This window comes from Streptomyces sp. NPDC104313 (assembly GCF_055583985.1).
This window is the reverse complement of sequence record NZ_JBVJMW010000004.1, coordinates 34,274-49,073: the sequence shown is the minus strand read 5'-3', so window position 1 is coordinate 49,073 and position 14,800 is coordinate 34,274. Positions and strand designations below refer to the sequence as shown.

General features: G+C 70.7%; 14 protein-coding genes. 4 read left to right on the top strand and 10 right to left on the bottom strand.

The features are described from left to right. Positions 1 to 260: 260 nt before the first annotated feature. The gene (locus tag ACZ60Q_RS10705; RefSeq protein ID WP_469631435.1) at positions 261 to 863 is read right to left on the bottom strand and encodes a TetR/AcrR family transcriptional regulator; all 603 of its coding nucleotides are present in this window, start codon (positions 861 to 863) and stop codon (positions 261 to 263) included. A 90-nt stretch (positions 864 to 953) separates the two neighbouring features. Here ACZ60Q_RS10705 and ACZ60Q_RS10700 point away from each other — a divergent pair, with 90 nt between their 5' ends. Next, positions 954 to 1,412, top strand: coding sequence for an SgcJ/EcaC family oxidoreductase (locus ACZ60Q_RS10700; RefSeq protein WP_469631433.1), 459 nt, complete (start codon positions 954 to 956; stop codon positions 1,410 to 1,412). 16 nt (positions 1,413 to 1,428) lie between these two features. Here ACZ60Q_RS10700 and ACZ60Q_RS10695 read toward each other — a convergent pair whose 3' ends face one another. Then, positions 1,429 to 1,626 (bottom strand): hypothetical protein, encoded by a 198-nt coding sequence (locus ACZ60Q_RS10695; protein ID WP_469631431.1) that lies wholly within the window; start codon positions 1,624 to 1,626, stop codon positions 1,429 to 1,431. Between the two features lie 549 nt (positions 1,627 to 2,175). Between ACZ60Q_RS10695 and ACZ60Q_RS10690 the strand changes: the two genes are divergently transcribed. Further along, positions 2,176 to 3,186: a hypothetical protein gene (locus ACZ60Q_RS10690; protein WP_469631428.1), complete on the top strand. Its 1,011-nt coding sequence runs from the start codon at positions 2,176 to 2,178 to the stop codon at positions 3,184 to 3,186. Positions 3,187 to 3,767: 581 nt separating this feature from the next. Further along, on the top strand, positions 3,768 to 5,750 hold the full coding sequence (locus ACZ60Q_RS10685) for a WD40 repeat domain-containing protein (protein ID WP_469631425.1): 1,983 nt from the start codon (positions 3,768 to 3,770) through the stop codon (positions 5,748 to 5,750). Positions 5,751 to 6,726: 976 nt separating this feature from the next. Here ACZ60Q_RS10685 and ACZ60Q_RS10680 read toward each other — a convergent pair. The 8 genes from ACZ60Q_RS10680 to ACZ60Q_RS10645 all read right to left on the bottom strand — a co-directional run bounded on the left by ACZ60Q_RS10680 (position 6,727) and on the right by ACZ60Q_RS10645 (position 13,749). Beyond that, positions 6,727 to 6,981, bottom strand: a complete 255-nt coding sequence (locus tag ACZ60Q_RS10680; protein WP_469631422.1) for a hypothetical protein — start codon at positions 6,979 to 6,981, stop codon at positions 6,727 to 6,729. After that, positions 6,978 to 8,327, bottom strand: coding sequence for a TRAP transporter large permease subunit (locus ACZ60Q_RS10675; RefSeq protein ID WP_469631420.1), 1,350 nt, complete (start codon positions 8,325 to 8,327; stop codon positions 6,978 to 6,980). The genes ACZ60Q_RS10680 and ACZ60Q_RS10675 overlap by 4 nt, the downstream gene beginning before the upstream one ends. Before the next feature lie 60 nt (positions 8,328 to 8,387). Further along, the gene (locus ACZ60Q_RS10670; protein ID WP_469631417.1) at positions 8,388 to 9,077 is read right to left on the bottom strand and encodes a molybdate ABC transporter substrate-binding protein; all 690 of its coding nucleotides are present in this window, start codon (positions 9,075 to 9,077) and stop codon (positions 8,388 to 8,390) included. Positions 9,078 to 9,190: 113 nt separating this feature from the next. Continuing rightward, positions 9,191 to 9,829, bottom strand: a complete 639-nt coding sequence (locus ACZ60Q_RS10665) for a class II aldolase/adducin family protein (RefSeq protein WP_469631414.1) — start codon at positions 9,827 to 9,829, stop codon at positions 9,191 to 9,193. Beyond that, entirely contained in the window at positions 9,826 to 11,223 is a 1,398-nt protein-coding gene (otnK, locus tag ACZ60Q_RS10660) for a 3-oxo-tetronate kinase (RefSeq protein WP_469631411.1), read from the bottom strand. The genes ACZ60Q_RS10665 and otnK overlap by 4 nt, the downstream gene beginning before the upstream one ends. Further along, complete coding sequence (locus tag ACZ60Q_RS10655; protein WP_469631409.1) at positions 11,220 to 11,912, bottom strand: aspartate/glutamate racemase family protein; 693 nt, start codon at positions 11,910 to 11,912, stop codon at positions 11,220 to 11,222. The genes otnK and ACZ60Q_RS10655 overlap by 4 nt, the downstream gene beginning before the upstream one ends. Further along, on the bottom strand, positions 11,909 to 12,739 hold the full coding sequence (locus tag ACZ60Q_RS10650) for a hydroxypyruvate isomerase family protein (protein ID WP_469631406.1): 831 nt from the start codon (positions 12,737 to 12,739) through the stop codon (positions 11,909 to 11,911). Before ACZ60Q_RS10650 ends, ACZ60Q_RS10655 begins: the two co-directional genes overlap by 4 nt. Then, positions 12,739 to 13,749, bottom strand: coding sequence for a phosphoglycerate dehydrogenase (locus tag ACZ60Q_RS10645; RefSeq protein ID WP_469631403.1), 1,011 nt, complete (start codon positions 13,747 to 13,749; stop codon positions 12,739 to 12,741). The genes ACZ60Q_RS10650 and ACZ60Q_RS10645 overlap by 1 nt, the downstream gene beginning before the upstream one ends. A 159-nt stretch (positions 13,750 to 13,908) precedes the next feature. Here ACZ60Q_RS10645 and ACZ60Q_RS10640 point away from each other — a divergent pair, with 159 nt between their 5' ends. Continuing rightward, entirely contained in the window at positions 13,909 to 14,589 is a 681-nt protein-coding gene (locus tag ACZ60Q_RS10640) for a GntR family transcriptional regulator (protein ID WP_469631401.1), read from the top strand. Positions 14,590 to 14,800 lie beyond the last annotated feature (211 nt).

Here is a 14,800-nt window from a genome sequence, read left to right as displayed (position 1 = left end):
CACGTGGCCCCCACGTGGCCTCACCTGGCCCCCACCTGGCCCCCAGAAATGATCAGGGCCGGTTTCGGATTGCTCCGAAACCGGCTCTGATCTGCGACTGTCTCCAGTCGGGACGACAGGATTCGAACCTGCGCCCCTTCGACTCACGAGTTACGTGGGGCCGGTGCGCCTCGCTCGCGCGGCGTTAGCCGTCCGGCGCTCGACCGGCGTGGCGGTGGAGCCGGCTGTGGGGCCGTGCGGGTCCGGCCCGGCCACGCGGGTCAGGGTGCCAGGGCGGTGATCAGGGAGTCCTTCAGCCAGTTCTCGTAGTCGTCGTGGGACCAGCCGGCGTCCTTGACCAGGCTGTCGTGGACGTCGGTGCTCATCAGGGCGGCGGCGATGTCGGCACCGCGGGGACCGACGGGTCGGCCGGCCGCGCGGAGGCGTGCCACGAATTCCGCGACGCCTCGGCGGTGACGCCGCAGGGCTTCCGCCTGGGGCGCGGTGAAGTCGGGGTCGGCAGCGGAGCCGGACCGCAGGACGGCGTCGATGTCACCGCAGCGTTCCCGTGCCTGGCGGCCGATCCGGGCCAGGATGCCGATCAGCGCGGTCGGGTCGGTCTCCTGTTCCGCCCGCGCGACCAGGTCGTGGATGCCGGCCTCCTCGTCGAGCAGGTCGATCAGTCCGGCCAGGACTCCGGCTTTGGAGCCGAAGTGGGCGTAGACGGTCTGCGGGGACACCCCGGCCTGCTGGGCGATCAGCCGGACGGGCGTGCGGGCGTAGCCGCGTTGGGTGAACAGGAGGCGTGCCGCGCCGAGGATCGTCCGCAGCGTGAGCGCCTCGCGCCGGTCCCGCAGTCGTACCGGGGCGGGTGTCTCCTCCATCACCGAACTCCTCATGTGCGTAGCGGGGGTTAACATGATTGGAACGTTGTTCCAGTCAATGGATCAGTTATCCAGATCGGAGAGTAGTCGATGACGGTCGAGCATGTTGTCACGGGACTGGAGCGGGCCTGGAACAGGGCCGACGGAGCCGCCTGGGCGGAGTACTTCACAGAGGACGCGGACTATGTGGACGCGGTGGGCCGGACCCAGCGGGGCCGGGCCGTGATCGCCGAGGAGCACCAGAAGATCCTCGACACCGTCTACCTGGACAGCCGACTGCGGATGCGGTCGCTGCGGACCCGCCCGCTCGGCGGTGGTCTGCTGCTGGTGCACACCGCGACGGAACTGCGGGTCCCGGCCGGACCGCGCGCTGGAGAGTGGCACTCGGTCCAGACGCAGTTGCACCGCGACGGGCTGGTGCTGGCGTTCCAGAACACTCTGCGGACGGACCTCGCGAACTTCACAGCCGGAGACCGTGATCTCGCCGACCGGTCGCCGCTGGAGTGGCGGAACCCGAACACGCAGGCCGGGTCGGGGCCAGATCGTTGAGTGCCTCGACCGACCGCTACTGCCGCCGAAGGAGGCCCTCGCCTCCTTCGTGCCGGTGCTCGCGCTGCATGCCGAAGTGGTCGGCTCGGCTCGCGAGCTGCGCGGCCAGGTCCTCGGTGTCGATGGTGTCGACGTCGTCATGGGCCGCGAGGTACTCGTCGAGTTCGCGCTGGAGCACGGAGGCGAGGGAGATGCGGTCGTCGTCATCGTCCATACGCGCGCTGAAGCAGCGAAGAAGGTAAACGGGGCAGCGGCTCGTCGCGCTGTCGAAACGCAGCCCGACGGCGCGACGAGCCGCTTATCCAGAAGATCGGCTCGAATCGGGCTCTGGGCACACGTTCCGTTTGCGCCGTGAGGCGCAGTTGGTTCAAGTAGAGGTACGGGACCTGCGCCAACCTCCTGTCGCAGCAGGGGGGTTGCAACTGAAGGCGGCCTGATCCGGGTGGTGCTGCACCGGAACTTCCGCAGGAGCTGCCGGCATTCGAGGGTGGCCATGGCGCTTTCGCCGAGGCTGCGGATCTTGGCGTGGTCACGGTTGTGACGACGACGCCGGCCGCGCAGGTTCTTGCCCCGGAACGGGAAGCGGACAGCAGGGCCTGCGCACCGATACGCCTTGTCGGCCCCGCACTTGATCTCGCCAGCGGCGAGAGCGGCGGGAATGCCGTGGGTCCGGGCCGCGGTCAGATCGTGCCCCCACCTGAGGATTTTCGCCTATCGGGGGACCGGCGTTCGGGTGAGTTGGATCTTGCGTTAGCGTCCCCACATGATTAGTCGAAGGTGGGCCGCCGCGCCCGTCGCTCTCTTGAGTTTCGTCGCCTCCGTCACGGCTGTCGCCCACGCAACCACCCCGTCCACCGCCTCCCCCGTCGGCTCTGCCACCTCTGCTTCGTCCGCCGCCTCCGACTGGCAGCGCGTCGGTGTCGGCATGACCGGTGGCGTCAGCGGTCTGGCCGTGATCGAGAACGGTGCGGCCCCCGGGGCTCCGTTCGATCTCGTGATGGTGCGGGACAACAAGAACCCGGGCGAGAACCGGGTAGCCACCGTGCGGTACCACCCCGCCGGCCCGCCGGTCGTGCGGGAGTTGCCCTGGCGGGGCATGGAGGTGCCGAAGGACTTGGAGGCGGTCGATTCGGTGCCTGGGCAGTCGGGTGACTTCGTGGCGCTCTCCAGCGACGGCACGGCCTACCACTTCACCCTCGACCCGAACGCCGCGATGGTGTGGGGCAGTTCCACCGTCCCCGGGCGGGCGGCCGGCGACAACTACGAGAGCTTCGCGCTGACCCGTCAGCAGGGCCGGACCATCGCCGTCTGGGCGACAAGGGGGTCGAGCGAGGGCCGGCCGGCGAAGGTGCGGGCCTCCGAGTACGACCCGAACAGCGGAGTGTTCGGCCCGGCGGTCGGCCCGGTGGACTTCAGCGTGCCCGACCCGCTGCCCGTGGACGGACAGGAAGTACGGCACGCCAGCGACATCAAGGTGCACGCGGACGGGACCGTCCTGCTGACCGCGGCATCCGACCCGAACATCAATTCCGGACCGTTCGCATCGGCCGTCTACCGCGCGGGGAAGGTGACCGTCGGAGCCGCGGGAACGATCAGTGTGAATCTGAAGTCAAAGGCGCAGCTCACGCCGATCGCGACCTTCGACAAGGACGTGGACAACCGCAAGATCGAGGCGGTGGCCTGCCGGAGCAACAGCGGTACCGGGCTCGTGGGCACGGATGACGAGGAGCAGGGCGGATCGCTGCTGCCGCTCGACATCTGCCCCAGACGATAGTCCTCCTGACGGCGTGTCGTTGCCGGTTCCGCGGCACGACATCGGGCTGCGGAACGGTGGCGGCGGCGCGCCGGGAGGTGTGGCGTCGTCGGCGTGGCCGGAACAGGGCAGGCAGCTGCGGACGGCGAAGGCAGGACGGATGGAGGCGGCAGCGCACGGGGGCGGCCAGTCGTCTACCCGGGCGTGGTGAGGCTGCCGCGGAGCGTGCGGGCAAGGGGTCGCCATTCGCGTGGGCGGCATGACCGGGAGAGCTGCCGAGAACGCCGCCGACCCCCTGGACATCGGCCAGGACACCCGGCGGAATCCCACTGGACGGGGCGGGAAGAGGGCGTGTTCGACGGCGGATGCGTCGCCGGGTGCCTCGGGTTCGAGGATGCGGCGGATTCCGGCGAGGGCCCGCTGTTTGCTCGATGAAGACGCGAACCCGATCCGGCGTGCTGTGTGTCTGGACGCCGGGCCGGCGGTGCGGGTTGAATCGTCGGCGGGGCTTGGCTGGTTGCTCGTGGGGACGGGGTGGCGCGGTGAAGGTTCGGTGGGAGCGGCGGAATCCGGCGAGTCGGCATTGGGCCGCGGGCGGAGACGTGATCGCGGCGGTCACCCTGCCCGACGGGCGGGTGGTCCTGGCGACCTCGCGGTATCCCGGAAGCGTGGCACTGTGGGACGCATCGACCGGTCGACGGTTCGGCGAGCCGCTGCAGAGCGATCACTCGGTGACGGCGCTGGCCGTGGTGAGAGACGCCTCGGGAGCCGAGCGTCTGGCGGTAGGTGACCGGGGCGGCACCGTACGGGTCTGGGATGTCGAGAACGGTGTCGAGACGGCCGCTGCCCGCAGTGGTCATCCCGGCTACGGCGGGGTCCGTTCCATCGTCGCGCTCCCGGACAGGGGTCTGGGTGTGTCGGCCTACGACGGGTCGGTCCGTGTGTGGCCGTCGGCTGACGGCCACCCGCCCAGGATCGCCCAGACGGGCGGCGGGGCCCTGGACCGGACCCCGCGGGTCGAGCTGCGCACGTTCACGGGCCCCGGCGGAACCCCCCTGACGGCGTTCACCTGCCTCACCCGCTTCGAATGGGGTGGAGAGCCGAACTTCGTCTCGGTCTCGTCCCGGTTGTGGGACACGACGGGCGCGCTGCCGTCCGGCTTCCCGCTCCCCGGCTCCTCCGGGTGGAACTGGGGCGGGGTGAAGTTCGCCGGCTGGACCGACGAGGAGGGCCTGGTGCGGCTGGCTCTCGTCGAGTTCAGGGGCGTCGTGGTGTGCGATGTTCGTGACGGCAGCGTGCAACGCCCCTCCTGGGACCTGGGCGACCCCACGACGGTGGAGGTGTTCCCCGGCCCGGAGGGCTCACCCTGGCTGGCCGCCGGCGGTCGCGACGGAACCGTAAGGCTGCTCGATCTCACGACCGGGCTCCCGGCTTCGCCTCCGCTGTTCGGCCCCACCGGGGCCGTGGAGGACATGGCGGCCTTCCGTGACCGCGACGGGCACGCCATGCTCGCCGTCTGCCACGGCGAAACCGTGCACGTCTGGGATCTGACCCGCACCCTGCCCGCCGCCGGTCTCCCCCCGACCGGCCACAGCGGCCGTCTCACCGTCCTGACCCCACCGCCGGCCGACGGCGCCCCCGCCCTCCTGGCCACCTACGGCGAAGGCGACAAGACCGTACGCCTGTGGGACCAGGCCACCGGCCACAGCACCGGCACACCCATCGCCACGCCACGGTGGCCGCGTGGAAGAAGCCCACTCTGGGTGCCGCTGCCCGACGGCCGGCACGGCATCGCCCAGTGCCGGAGCCTCAAGGGACCGCGCCGCTGGTCCGTTCCGGACGGACACCGGGTGCCGTGGCGTGCAGCGCTCGGCCGCAGAAGGGGCCGCGCCGACAGAGCGGTCACCTACACCGACCATGACGGCAACCCTCTCATCGCCACTGTCGAGGAGCGCTTCGACAAGAGGGCCGTCGTCCGGCTCTGGCACGCGGCCACCGGGCACCCCCTGCGCCACTGGGGACGTCCCGTCCGGTTCCGCCTGCCCGAACCCGCCGACACGGTCACACCGTTCACCGCACCGGACGGCAGCATCCTCCTCGCAGCTTCCACCCAGCACGGCATCCGGCTGTGGAACGGCCTCACCGGACGACCGGTCCGTACCCCCGCCACCCCGACCGGCCCCCCGGACACCAACCCGCCGGCACACCTCACCGCGTTCCCCACCGACGACGGCACCACCCTCCTCGCAGCCGTCAGCAGCGCCCGCGGCACCCACCGTGTCCACATCCGCGACCCCTGGACCGGCGAACTGGCCGCCGAGTGGGACACCGGCCACAGCGACACCGTGGGAAGACTCCTCGCACTGCCCGGCAGCCCCACCCGCCTCGCCACCGTCAGCGAGGACGGCACCCTGCGGATCCGCGAACCGCTCACCGGAACCCTCCTCCACACCCTGGACACCGGCGCACCCGTCCACGACCTCGCCATCGGCTCCACCGGAACCCTGTACCTCGCCGGAGCCAGCGGCCTGACAGCACTCGACCTCGAAGCCACGACGGACAGCGACGGGCCTCCACCGGCGTAGCCCGCCCCTGCCGCCAGGCGACGAACCCTGCGCCCCGAGGCAACCGTCCCGTCGGGGACTTGGTCCACGTCGTCGTCGACCTTCCCGACGCTCGTCGTCACGAGGTACCGGCACCCGATGCTCACCGACCACGCCCGGACCCTGGTGACCACCGGCAACGTCCCGTCCCAGAACCCGGCCGCGCATGTCATCACGGCACCACCGCCCCACCGGGAGGACGCAGCCCTTCGCGCGGTCCGCGACACGCCGACAGCGCAGCGGCAACGACCGTCCCGCCCCGGGCAGGTCCGCGACAAAACCCTCGCCACGCTCATGCCCGGCCGGTCCGGCGCCTACGGCCGTCGGGCCTCTGTGTCCACCTCTCAATCGTCCGATCAGGGACAGAAGCCCTTGAGACCTGGGGCGGGGGCTGCCACTGGTCGTGTGCGCGGGGCCGGATGGCACCTGGGTGTCGAACCGGGTAGCCGGAGTTCGTTCGATCAGGGGCTGGGCGGAGAGCGCCATTGCTGTCTGCCTGTGGTCGCAGTACAAGCTGCACCTTGCATGAGGCACCGGGGGCTCCGGCGCATCACGGCGGCTGCCGAAGCGTCAGTGGCGCGCTCCGGTTTCTTGCTGCGGGGGCTGGACTGCGGTCGTTGCCCGGCAGACCACAGCCCCGGCGCGCGGGAGCCGATCGTGCCGGGGTGCGGGGCAGGTAGGGCCTTGACCCCAGGCCCTACCTGCCTGCTGCTCATTCCTGGGAACCGCAGAGATGGGGGTCCCGACGGTCGAGGAGCTACTGGTTCACAGGATGCTCCACGGCAGAGCGTCCTCTTCTCCTCTCAGGCCCTTGATACGGCGATGCACCTCCGAGAGGGATCCGGGTGTGTGCGTCGCTTTGCGGGCGTTGATGGTGATCATGCGCAGTTCGCGAATGTCGGGCGCCAGGTCACGCCGCTCAGGCCTTTCGGTCAGGTGTCCGGTATGCCCTTTCGGATCACTCGCTCCACTCCTCAGCCCTCTCCTTCCCCTCCGCCCTGTAGTGGAGCAGGAAGGCGAAAACGCCTGCCAGACCGGCCAGGATGCAGACGATGTCGGTGACCTCCGAGCCGAAGCTCGTCATGAGTCTCGCGGAGCCGAGGGCCATCGCCACCGTCTGGCCCGCGACCACCACGATTCCGCCGAGGAGGAAGAGTGCGACGAGAATGCGGGAGGTGTTCAGGCAGATCGCGTACATCCTGGTGCTCCTCATCCGGGAATCCATATCGCTCCCATCACCATCAGGACGCCCATCACATAGGAGGGCAGGAGGTAGTAGAGCGTCACAGGAACGAAGATCCGCACCGGATTGATGGAGGCGATGCCGGCCGCCACGTACAGCGGCGCGGCGCCCGGTGGTGAGCAGCCCTCTGACGAGGCCCACACGATGATGGCGGCGAAGGCGATGTACGGCGGGACGCCGGCTGCTGTCAGTGCGGCGAAGGCGACGGGCCCGACGGCCGCGAGTGTGGAGGTCGTGTTGAGGGGGCCCGCGACGACGACCACGATCGCTCCCACGACGAGGGCCGCGACGGTCTGCGGCACACCGTCCAGGCGCTCCAGGTAGGGGGTGAGCTGTTCGCCGATGCCCAGAGTGCTCAGGACGTTGGAGGCGGCGAAGGCCGAGACCATCGTCACGCCGATCAGGCCGAGTTTGGGGCTGATCTCCGACAGGAGCGTCCACCATTCCCGGCCGCCGTGCGGGAGCGACCGCCGTTCGACGAGCAGTCCCGCGAGCAGCATCACCACGGGCAGCCAGACCAGCAGCGGCACGGTGTCGGAGACATCCAGCCCGTCCATCCGGTCGCCGATGAGATCGCTGGTCGGTGAGGTCGTCAAGAGGATGGGCACCGCGATGGCGGCCAGGACGATCAGTGAGGTCCAGCCCGCGGCGAACGTTTGGCGCAGCGGGTGGATGTCCTGTGCCGCCATCGAGCCCACACCCCGTCGCTTGACTATGACGTAGGCGATGACCAGCCGCATGGCGACCATCCAGGCGCCCACGACGAAGATCGTGCCGACCACGTCATCCGCTTGGAGGACCGGCATGACGGTGGGCGCCGCGAGCAGGATGAAGAAGGCTCCGCTGAACGGGAAGGTGGCGCCGACGCCCGCGTTCCCGGCGAGGACCAGCGCCGCGGTCTCACCACTCGCCTTGGAGCGTTTCATCCAGGGGATGGTGATGGAGCCGATGGTGGCCACGATCGCCGCGCCGTTGTGGGCGACGGCGCCGAAGAGGCCGGCCGAGACGGTCGCCGCGTACGCGGAGCCGCCCTCACGTCGGCCGAGGAGCGAGCTGAGGATGTCGATCATCCGCTGCACGAGCCCCGTTCGCGTCAGCAGTTCACTGACGAAGACGAAGGCCAGGGCAGCGAAGGTGACGTGCGACTTCAGCCCCTCCAGGAGGCTCTCCCGGGCGATGCGTGGTGCGTCGGTACCGGCGAAGGCGGCGCTGACGAGGAAGCCGACGATCATAGACTCGCCGATGTTGCGTTTGAACCCCACGTTCCACACGATGATGGCCCCGATGAAGGCGACCAGTGCGAGTATCGCGTTCACCGGCCTCGCCCCCGTCGGACGGAACGGGCAGGGGCGAACGGGTCTGCGGCCGTGGCGGGCTCAGTCCTGTGGCAGCGCTTCCAGTCCGGCTCTCCGGTACGCATCTCCCGCCTCCTCTCCGGTGAGGAAGGTGTGCAGCGCACGGGCCCCGGTCCTTTCGACAGCCGCGGTGCCCAGCGCCACCGAGAGCTCGGTGAAGTGCTGGGCTCCGTCCGGCAACGGCCCCACCACCCGGGCCTCGGGCACGAACAGCAGCTCACTGAGCTGCTGCACGGCCAGATCCGCCCGGCCGTCGACCACGGCCAGCGCCGTGAAGCCCTTCTCCACGACCGTGGCCCGCGCGTTCACCTCGTCCGCTATACCGAGCCGCTCCAGCAGCGCGGCGAAGTGGACCCCGCTGGCCCCGGTGCGGGAATAGGCGACCGAGCGGGCCGAGCGGAGCGCCGTGATCAGCTCTTCGACACTGTCGACAGCGGGCCGCTCGGCACCGGGCGGTACGGCCAGGCCGATGCCGACCCGGGCGATGCTCCGCACCGAGGAGGGGTTGATCACCCCCGATTCGCACAGCGCGGGGAACGCCCCGGTCACGCCGACCATGACGTCCGGCCGGGCACCCCTCTCAATCCTGCGCAGCAGCACGTTCGTCGGGTCGTAGACGCCGTCGACGGCTGTTCCGGTCTTCTGGGTGAACGCCGTGAGAATCACGTCGCCGAGGGCCTTCTTCACCGCCAGGGCGCTGAAGAGTGACACCGCGTGTGATGTTTCCGCGGACATCGTCGTCCTTTCACAGGGGTGGGGAGCCGATGCCCTGGGGGAAGGCCCCGGGGCCTTGGGTCTCCTCACGGTGTTTCGGGGGGGGTGGGTCAGTGGGAGGCGGGGCGCAGTTCGGCGCGCTGGGCCCGGGTCAGCGGACGGGTGCGGGCTCCGCGCAGCAGGAGGAAGACTTTGGCCATCTCCTCGATCTCCTCGGCCATCTCCAGTGCGCGCTCCGGGTCGGGGGCGGAGGTGAAGGGTCCGTGGTTGCTCAGGAGGAGTGCGGCGTGCTCCGCGGCCAGCGCTTCGACGGCTGCGGCCATCCGGCTGTCGCCGGGGGCGAAGTAGGACAGCATCGGGAGGGCACCGACACGCATCGCGTAGTAGGCGGTCAACGGCGGCAGGGCGTCTCGTCGGTCGATGTCTGCCAGGCAAGAGACGGCCGCCGCGTGCGTGGAGTGGGTGTGCACCACGGCACCGGCGCCTGGCCTGGCGCGGAGGATCGCGGCGTGCAGAAATGCCTCTTTGGACGGTTGGCCGCCTGACACATGGGCGCCGTCGGCGTCGATCACGGAGAGGTCCTCGGCGCGCACGGTGGCCAGACCGGATCCCGTGGGTGTCACCAGGATGTGTGCACCGGCGCGTATCGAGACGTTGCCCGTGCTCCCGTGCGTCAGCGAGCGGGCGGTGATGGCACGTGCGGTGGCGATGAGGCGGTCCCGCTCGGCCCTGTGTTCGGGCCTGCTCATGCGCGGTCCCCCTGTCCGGTGGGAGACGCGGAGGCGTCGAGGAGCAGGTCGGGACCGCCGAAGTTGCCGGACTTGAGGAGGAGCGCCGGGGGGCCGTCGTCCAGGGGGTGGATCCAGGGGACGCCGCGCGCGGCCTCGGTGCCCACCTGTGCGCCGGTGATCCCGAGCGCGGCGACGACCGCGCCGGAGGTCTCGCCGCCGGCGGCGACCAGTCGGCCCACCCCGCGTGCGACCAGCCCGACCGCGATGCGCCCTGTCGCCTCCTCCAGTACGGCGGCCGACCGTTCCACGCCCAGCGCCCGCTGTATGTCCCGCAGTCGCCGGGGGTCGACCGAGGAGTACAGGACGGGTGCGCCGCCATCGGCGGGCAGGGAGTCGTACCAGGTGAGGGCCGCATCGGTGAGCGCCGCGGGATCCGGTGTCGCCACCGCGTCCAGGTAGTACCCGGGTCTGCCCGCGGCGGTGAATACCGCCAGCTGTTCAAGGGTGCGGCGGGAGCAGCTCCCGCTCAGGACGGCGGCCGATCCGCCGGGCGCCACCGAGGTGCCGGGAGTCTCCGCTCCCCCGTCACCCGTCTTCCGTCCGGTGCCCGGCGCGAGGCGGGCGCGCTGCTCGGCACGGGCGTGCCCGATTCCCCCGGCCAGTCCGGCGGCGCCGGCGACGAGCGGTGCGTCGAGCACGGCCCGGCCTAGTGTGCGCAGATCGCTTTCGTCGATGGCGTCGGCCAGCACATGGCGCGCGCCGTGCGCCCCGGCCGCCGCCAGCGCGTCGTGCACCGCGGTCACCCCCCGGCGCACCGTGGTGAGGCTGATCAGGGCCACCTGCTCGGCCGTCTGGGCCCGCAACAGGCCGGGCAGGTGCGAGTCCGTCATGGGTGTGACGGGGTGGTCGCGCATGTGCGAGTCGCCGAGCAGGAGGTCGTCCACGAAGAGATGCCCCTGGTACTGGGTCCGCAGGTGCTCCGGCGAGCTGGGGGTCAGCAGGACGGGACCGGCTCCGGTCGACTCGACCAGCCGGTCCAGGACCGGGCCGATGTTGCCGCGCGGGGTCGAGTCGAAGGTCGAGCAGAACTTGAAGTAGATCTGTCCCGCGCCCTGACCGCGCAGCCACTCCAGCGCGCTCGTGGACGCGGCCACGGCGTCGGCCGCGGGCACCATGCGGCTCTTCAGTGCGACGACCAGCGCCTCGTGCTCGGGCAGCCGGGCGTCGTCACCCTCGCGGATTCCTGCACCCCCGCTGTCGGGAACGCCGAAGAACAGCAGGGTCCTCAGTCCGGCGCGACGCAGAGCCACGGCGACATCGGTCGCGCCGGTGAAATCGTCGGCGAGGACTCCGAGCGGCGCGGTGCCGGCCTGCTGTTGTGCCGGGGTTCGGTTGTCGTGACGGGCGGTCATACGGGTCTCCTGGTGAGGGCGGAACGCAGGGCGGCGGCGGCGGCCTGTGGGCCGGAGACAACGGGCACCCCCAGCTCGTTGGACAGCACAGCGGCGGCGGGTGCCAGCGAGTACTGGGCGAGCAGTACCGCGTCGGCGTCGGCCAGCTGGGACAGGCATGCGGTCCGGAGTGCTTCGAGCAGCGCGGAGGGATCATTGCGGCGGACCGCGTCGAAGGCCCCGGGGGCGAACACGCCGACGGTTTCGGTCGCCGAGCCCGCCGCTACCGCTGCCGCCGAGAAGCGGGCCGCCGAGTCCCACATCGCGGCCTTCAAGGAGGCGAGGACGAGCACTCGGCCGAACCCCGGGGCCAGCGCCCGTTCGAAGGCTGCCGTGTCGGGAGCCAGCAGGGGTACCGGCGTGTCGACGGCTGCGACGACCGATCCGTACAGGGAGCAGGTCAGCAGCACCCCATCGGCTCCACCCGCCAGGGCGTAGTCGATCAGGCGGCCCATTCGGCCGAGGAGGGCCGGTGGCAGTGGGCCGTCCAGGGGCGCGTCGGCCAGTAGCCGGTCGTCCAGCAGGTTCCAGGGCTCGGCTTCCGGGAACTCCTCCGCCAGTCCGGCGACCGCCGGGGCGATGGCGGTGGGGACGGCACTGATCAGTGCGACCCTCGGTACACGGAGTCCGTCCGTGGTTTCCCCGCTCACCGGGTTCCCTCCGCCCGGGCCTTCGCCGTTCCGGCCTGCGCGGTGAGCCAGGAGAGCCCGTTCAGCGTGCCGTTCGCCGGGCGGTACTCGCACCCGATCCAGCCCGGGTACGAGGCGTCCAGCAGCGTGTCGAAGACATACGGCCAGGAGATTTCGCCGCTGCCCGGTTCCGTCCGGTCCGGGGGGCCGGCGATCTGGAGGTGCCGGACAAGGGGCAGGTGCTCGCGCAGCGTCGTGATGAGGTCGCCCTCCTGGACCTGCACGTGGTAGAGGTCCAGAAGCAGCCCGAGCCCGTCCGGCTTCCCGAGGGCTTCCACCACCGCGGCGGCGCGCGCCTGGGTGTCCAAGAGGAAGCCGGGCACATCCCGGCTGTTCTGTGCCTCGATGACCAGGCACACTCCCGTGCCCTGTGCCCGCTCGACGGCCCAGGCGAGGTTGGTGACATAGGTGGCGAAGGCGCGGTCATGGCTGACGTCGGCGGGTCGTATGCCACCCAGCACATGCAGGAAGTCGCACTCCAGTTCGGTCGCGTAGTCGAGGCCGCGTTCGAGGTCCGCCCGGAACCGGTCGGTGCGACCTGGCAGGCAGCCCACGCCCGCCCGCTCCGGTGAACCGGGTTCCCCCATCGGCGCGTTGATCAGTATCTGGCGCAGTCCCGCGTCGGTGAGGCGTCGGCGCAGACGGGCGGCGGGGTACGGGTAGGGGTCGGCGTATTCGACGGCGGTGAAGCCCGCGCCGGCGGCGGCTTCGAACCGTTCCTCGAAGGGGACCTCGGTGAACAGCCACTTGAGGTTGGCGTCGAAGCGCAGCCCGTTCGGCGCCCGCATCAGCGTGCTCCGGCGGGGGCGCCGGCGTGGCCGGGGTTGACGAGGTGTGCCGGAACGCGGCCGGCGAGCAGGTCGATCACCTGCTGGGCGGCCAGGGCGCCTGACCTGGCACGGGCCTCCACCGTGGCGGCGGCGATGTGCGCGGTGACCAGGATGCTGTCCAACCCGCGCAGCCTGCTGTCGGCTGGCAGCGGTTCGCGCTCGGTCACATCCAGCGCCGCGCCCGCCAGTCGGCCATTCTCGACCGCGTCGGCGAGCGCGTCCTCGTCCACGACCCCGCCCCGGGCGGTGTTGATCAGATACGCGTCGGGCTTCATCCGGCGCAGGGCGGCCGTGTCGATCAGATGCCGGGTGGTCTCGTCCAGGGAGATGTGCAGGGTGAGGAAGTCGGCCGCGGCCAGCACCGTGTCGAGGGGCCCCGTCTCGATGCCGGTCTCCTTGAGGAACTCCTCGTCGAGCCAGGGGTCGTGGGCGACGACGCGCATGCCGAGGGCGAGTGCCGCGCGGGTGACGCTCTTGCCGATGGAACCGAGGCCGACCACGCCGAGCGTGCTGCCGTACAGTTCCCGGCCGCTCTCCTGTGTCCAGCCGCCTGCGCGTACCGTGGCGACGTTCTGCGGGATGCGCCGGGCGCAGTTCAGCATCAGCGCCAGGACGTGCTCGGCGACGGATACGCGGTTGGTGCCCGGGGTGATGGTGACCGCGACCCCGTGCCGGCTCGCCGCCGCGACATCGATGTTGTCGTAGCCGACACCGCAGCGGCTGAGGATCCTCAGCGCCGGGGCCGCTTCGATGACCTCGGCGGAGAAGGGGTCTGTGCCGGCGACGACGCCCGCCACATCCGCGACGTACTCCGCCAGGGTGCGCCCGGCGGCCTCCCGGTCGGCACCCCGGCCGAAGACCGTCTCAAGACCGGCGTCCCGGAGCATCCGGTCCACCGCGCCACCGGGTTCGAGATAGGGCGTCGTGATGAGCACACGGGGCGCACGGTCTTCGGAGCGCTGCGTCATGGGAATCCTCTGCGTTCTGCGATGGCACGGTCTGGGGCGCACAGCCCTCGATGACCGAACTATAGTATAGGATTGCACCACAGACTATAGCGATGATGAACGGAGGTTGATCGACAGGGAGGACGGCCGCGCTACCATCGAGCGACAAAGGAGACTCACATGGCTAGGCGCCCGTCCGATCGGCAACCCTTGGCCGACCAGATGTACGACGCGCTGCTCAAGCAGTTCATGGACGGACTGTGGTCACCCGGCCAGGCCCTCAACATCGGCGCGCTCTCCCGCGAGCTGAACGTCAGCCAGACTCCGCTCCGCGAGGCTCTCGCACGGCTCGAACACACCGGTCTGGTACGACGCGAGGCTCTCAAGGGCTACCGCGTCGCCCCGCTCTTCAGCGAGAGCGAACTGATCAAGCTGATGGACGCGCGCCTTGCGCTGGAGCCGACGCTCACCTACGAGGCGGGCCGCCGCACGACCCCCGAATTCCTCCAGGACCTCGCCGACAGCATCGAGGATCTGCGGCGCTGCGCCACAGAGGACGGTTCGGCGTCGGTACACGCCTACCTGTCTGCCGACGAGCGGTTCCATCTGCTGATCGCCAAGCAGTCGGCCAACCCGTTCCTGGAGTCGGCATACCGCTCACTGAGCGGCCATGTACAGCGCTTCCGGCTCTTCACCGAACTCGGCTCCTCCGACGCACACTCACCCGCGCGCGACCACGCCGCGGTCCATGACGCGCTGGACTCCGGAGACGCCGAGGGTGCCGCCGACCTGATGCGGCAGCACATCGAGAACGCGAAGGTACGCGCACTCAAGGACCGCCGGGCCGTGGCGGGCGACTGACAGCGGCCCTCCGCGCGGGGCGTGCCGATCCGCAGCCGGGCCCCCGCGGACAGCCGCCCTGCCGATAGCGGTTCAGCAGGATCCGTCGCTGGGACAGGCGCGGCTGCGGAAGGGCAACGGCGGCGAGAGGCCCACCGGAAGCCCGGCCCCTCGTGCCCTGGCTCGTGGGAAGCAGGTGAGCAACGGTGCCTGGGGCACCGTTGCTCACACC

Bases quoted from the DNA above. Each gene is read 5' to 3' on its own strand.
- otnK (WP_469631411.1), bottom strand. From the start codon at position 11,223: ATGACCGCCCGTCACGACAACCGAACCCCGGCACAACAGCAGGCCGGC.
- ACZ60Q_RS10700 (WP_469631433.1), top strand. From the start codon at position 954: ATGACGGTCGAGCATGTTGTCACGGGACTGGAGCGGGCCTGGAACAGG.
- ACZ60Q_RS10650 (WP_469631406.1), bottom strand. From the start codon at position 12,739: ATGCGGGCGCCGAACGGGCTGCGCTTCGACGCCAACCTCAAGTGGCTG.
- ACZ60Q_RS10665 (WP_469631414.1), bottom strand. From the start codon at position 9,829: ATGAGCAGGCCCGAACACAGGGCCGAGCGGGACCGCCTCATCGCCACC.
- ACZ60Q_RS10690 (WP_469631428.1), top strand. From the start codon at position 2,176: ATGATTAGTCGAAGGTGGGCCGCCGCGCCCGTCGCTCTCTTGAGTTTC.
- ACZ60Q_RS10705 (WP_469631435.1), bottom strand. From the start codon at position 863: ATGGAGGAGACACCCGCCCCGGTACGACTGCGGGACCGGCGCGAGGCG.
- ACZ60Q_RS10695 (WP_469631431.1), bottom strand. From the start codon at position 1,626: ATGGACGATGACGACGACCGCATCTCCCTCGCCTCCGTGCTCCAGCGC.
- ACZ60Q_RS10680 (WP_469631422.1), bottom strand. From the start codon at position 6,981: ATGAGGAGCACCAGGATGTACGCGATCTGCCTGAACACCTCCCGCATT.
- ACZ60Q_RS10640 (WP_469631401.1), top strand. From the start codon at position 13,909: ATGGCTAGGCGCCCGTCCGATCGGCAACCCTTGGCCGACCAGATGTAC.
- ACZ60Q_RS10645 (WP_469631403.1), bottom strand. From the start codon at position 13,749: ATGACGCAGCGCTCCGAAGACCGTGCGCCCCGTGTGCTCATCACGACG.